General features: G+C 32.8%; 2 protein-coding genes and 1 pseudogene. 2 read left to right on the top strand and 1 reads right to left on the bottom strand.

Going from position 1 to position 1,730, the window contains the following annotated elements:
- Both A9G03_RS12510 and A9G03_RS01420 read left to right on the top strand, forming a co-directional pair.
- Nucleotides 1-1,090 (top strand): annotated as a pseudogene (locus A9G03_RS12510) (DUF6862 domain-containing protein); the annotation flags it as partial.
- A 15-nt stretch (nucleotides 1,091-1,105) separates the two neighbouring features.
- On the top strand, nucleotides 1,106-1,435 hold the full coding sequence (locus A9G03_RS01420; RefSeq protein WP_065798225.1) for a DUF6572 domain-containing protein: 330 nt from the start codon (nucleotides 1,106-1,108) through the stop codon (nucleotides 1,433-1,435).
- 108 nt (nucleotides 1,436-1,543) lie between these two features.
- On the opposite strand, the gene A9G03_RS01415 is transcribed toward A9G03_RS01420, so the two are convergent.
- Nucleotides 1,544-1,693 carry a SymE family type I addiction module toxin gene (locus A9G03_RS01415; RefSeq protein WP_082209377.1) on the bottom strand — a complete coding sequence of 50 codons (150 nt, stop codon included), beginning with the start codon at nucleotides 1,691-1,693 and terminating at the stop codon, nucleotides 1,544-1,546.
- Nucleotides 1,694-1,730: the final 37 nt, after the last annotated feature.

Raw genomic sequence — 1,730 nt, 5'->3', positions numbered from 1 at the left:
TGCCGCATTAGGTGGTGATGCTCAGGATATTAATACCGCTATTGCTGGTGGTAAAAATGCGGTTGAGAATAATTATTTAAACTCTTCAGATCATCAAGATAAAGTGGGTCTTGAATATAGAGAAGGAGAAGGTAAATTAACTGAAGAAGAAAAGCAAAAGTTAATGAAGCTTCAAATTAAAAATGAAGAATCGACAGAAGCATTATTAAAAGCTTGTGTTGACGTAAATAGTGAAGCATGCAGTATTGAGCGTCAAAAGGCCTATGATGCACTAAAAACGTATGTTAATTATTATTACAACCAATTAGAATATCAAGCAGGCTATTTAGAAATAAAGCATTTATTAGAAGGTACATCAAATTCTTCTGAAGCAAATCAATTGCGGATGATCTATGAAGGTTATGTAGAAAGTTATAAACGTTTTGGTTATGATGAAGAAGACGCCAGAAATATGGCTGGAAGAACAATTGGAACAATGATAATTGTTCATGGTATTTCAGGAAATATTACTCTTCCCGCTTTAAATAGAGTTTTTAATGGTAGTAAGTTGTTAAACGCTGGAAAGGGGACGACACTCCCTAACGGTTATACACCACAAGGAACCAATGTCGTAGGGCCTAGAGGCGGTGTTTATACCAATACAGGTAAAGTTGATGCAGCCGGTAACCCAATATATACTAATAACGGCGCTTATTATACTTTTGAAAATGGTGCAAAAACAAAAGTTCCCTCGCCAAATACAAATACTAGTTCCCAAGTTCAACAAAATTACCAGCAAGGTAAACAGTATGAGCAAACTAAATATGATGAATTTAGCTCAACTCAAGAAAAATCTGCAAGAGAAGTAACACTTGAAACCGAAAATGGTACTAAAATAAGATTAGATATGATTGGTAAAGACAAAAATGGTAATATTACATGTATAGAATGTAAAAGCTCTGATAAAGCCACATTAACACCTAATCAAAAAGTTGGTTTCCCAGACTTGGAAAAAAATGGGGGTACAATTATTGGTGATGGTAAACCTGGATTTGAAGGGGGAACCAAAATACCTCCAACAAAAGTAGAGGTAGTTAGACCTGATAACTAAAAGGTAATTAATAGTATGTCTATAGAAGAAATAAATAAATTAGATATGATTGGAATTCCTAAAAATAATAAAAATTTAGTTGAATTAGGATTAACTGATCATTTAACTTGGGATCTCCCTTATGAATCTCATTTATTTAAATTACAAGAAAAACTAAATGTTTATATCAATGTTATTGAAAGTAAAAATATATATAAATATTTTCCTGATGCTGTAGGAAGAGATAATTTTTTAATAAAAATTTATTTTAAATACCAAATACCAGATGAATGTCTATGCTTTTTGGAAAAGGTTAATGAAGTTATAAAAGCAATTAATACTTCAATAGAGTATGAAATAGGTTGATTCTAAAGGTTATCCGGAATGTAGGTTGTTTATTTTTGTTAAAAGATGACAAATTATTTTGTCATCAATTTATCCTTTAAATTAAGCAATTATTTTTGTTGTTCAAGCCTATAAATCAAGTTCAACAATCAACTTGCCCTGTTCAATCTTAATGATAACAGGGCAGCCTACATAAAAGCCGAATTGCTCCAGCCAACGCCCTTTAATGGTCAGTTGTGGTCTGGGGTTAGGCTTTATGCCTTGTGGCACGTAGCCGATGGTATAAAACCGTTCGTTGGGTTGCGATGCAGGCTCT

The sequence above is a fragment of the Gilliamella sp. wkB171 genome (assembly GCF_001693755.1).
In the GTDB taxonomy this organism is placed as follows: domain Bacteria; phylum Pseudomonadota; class Gammaproteobacteria; order Enterobacterales; family Orbaceae; genus Gilliamella; species Gilliamella apicola_F.
The sequence above is the reverse complement of the archived record's forward strand: the minus strand, read 5'-3'. Positions and strand labels throughout refer to the sequence as shown.

Coding starts and splice junctions, on each gene's coding strand:
- A9G03_RS01420 (WP_065798225.1), top strand. CDS start 1,106: ATGTCTATAGAAGAAATAAATAAATTAGATATGATTGGAATTCCTAAA.